Annotated in this window: 3 protein-coding genes; all 3 read right to left on the bottom strand. The window is 36.3% G+C overall.

The window, feature by feature from the left end; translation table 11 throughout:
- The coding region (locus M663_RS0102480) for an AIR synthase related protein (protein ID WP_029687827.1) at positions 1-275 on the bottom strand (275 nt) is incomplete at its 3' end.
- 3 nt (positions 276-278) lie between these two features.
- Positions 279-764 (bottom strand): ECF transporter S component, encoded by a 486-nt coding sequence (locus tag M663_RS0102475; RefSeq protein ID WP_009051851.1) that lies wholly within the window; start codon positions 762-764, stop codon positions 279-281.
- Between the two features lie 71 nt (positions 765-835).
- Positions 836-1366: CobD/CbiB family cobalamin biosynthesis protein (locus M663_RS0102470; protein WP_029687826.1), on the bottom strand; the 531-nt coding region annotated here is incomplete at its 5' end.

The raw sequence follows: 1366 nt of genomic DNA, 5'->3' as shown, positions 1-1366 counted from the left end.
CCGTTCTCTTCAAGCTCGCTTTTTATGCCTCTTAAAATTTTTTGCCCTGTTGGATTCATTTCAACGGATAAAGTATCGGATATGACTAAGGGTTTTGCTCCTACACATAGTACTTCCGAAAGAGCCACTTTTACAGTAGTCCTTCCTACAATCTCTTCATCAACTTTTAACACATCATGCTCTTTATTCCCTATTGCTCCGAGGCTGTCACAAGATATCACATATGCTACATCATTTTCATAAATTACAACTAAATCTCTGTATCTCTCAATCACTTTTTATTCCCTACTCCTTTTCGGTATCGCTTTGTAAACCAATGCTGCAAGAAATACATTTGCAAATGACGCAATTGTTAGTGGTAATACCCATGCCGCAAAAAATCCCCATCCGAATATGGGCACAAACAAAAGGGTTGCAACAGGACCATTTAATATCGTAGCAGCGATTACTGCAATATAGATGTTAAATTTTCGATAAAAAAATTTAAACAAATAGGCATATAATGCCATTTGCACTGCTATGTATATGTGATTTGTAAGCCCTAAAGGAAATCCAGAAGTAATTGCTGTAAGCATATGCCCTAAACTTATCACAAGGGCTCCATACCAACCTCCAAGGTATAATGCGGCAAAGTATCCTGGCATTGAATCGAAAGCAACTGTGTTAAAAACTTTTATGAGAGCACCTACTGCACTTAAGGCTATAAGCATAGCAACAAGAGTAAGAGTTTTAACATTTTTTAATGCATTTGCTTTTTCTTTCACATCAATCTCCTCCTATTTACAATTTTTAGGTGTTTTTATGTAATATTTTGAGGCAATTATAAGTTATTCCTTTATGGTACCAAAATCTTCATCCCATAAAACACCACAAGACCTAAAAATGAAGTCATATACATTATTTTTATGCTGTATTTTATGTGTTGGGGGATAATTTTTTCTTTTCCATCCCCAAGAGTTGGTTTAATTTCAGGCTTTCCAAAATAATAATTAAGCCCTCCCAGTTGTATATTTAAAGCACCGGCAACTGCTGCTTCTCCGTGAGCACTGTTTGGACTTTGATGTTTCAACCTGTCTCTTAAAAAAATCCTCCAACTATTTTTATAATCATAGCCTAAGAGAAAAGCAGCTATAACAATCAAAAAACCTGTTATGCGAGCAGGGATAAAATTTAATATGTCGTCAAGTTTTGCAGAAGCAAATCCTAAATCGAGGTACTTTTCATTTCCATAGCCTACCATAGAATCAAGAGTGCTTGCTGCCTTATAAAAGATAGCCAGCGGCGCACCTCCTATAAACGCGTAAAACATAGGGGCTATTATACCGTCTGATATATTCTCTGCAACTGTTTCTATCGCTCCTCTGGA

The sequence above is a fragment of the Thermoanaerobacter sp. A7A genome (assembly GCF_000445185.1).
Classification (GTDB): Bacteria; Bacillota; Thermoanaerobacteria; order Thermoanaerobacterales; family Thermoanaerobacteraceae; genus Thermoanaerobacter.
Note: the sequence above shows the minus strand (reverse complement) of the source record. Positions and strands in the feature narration are given on the sequence as shown.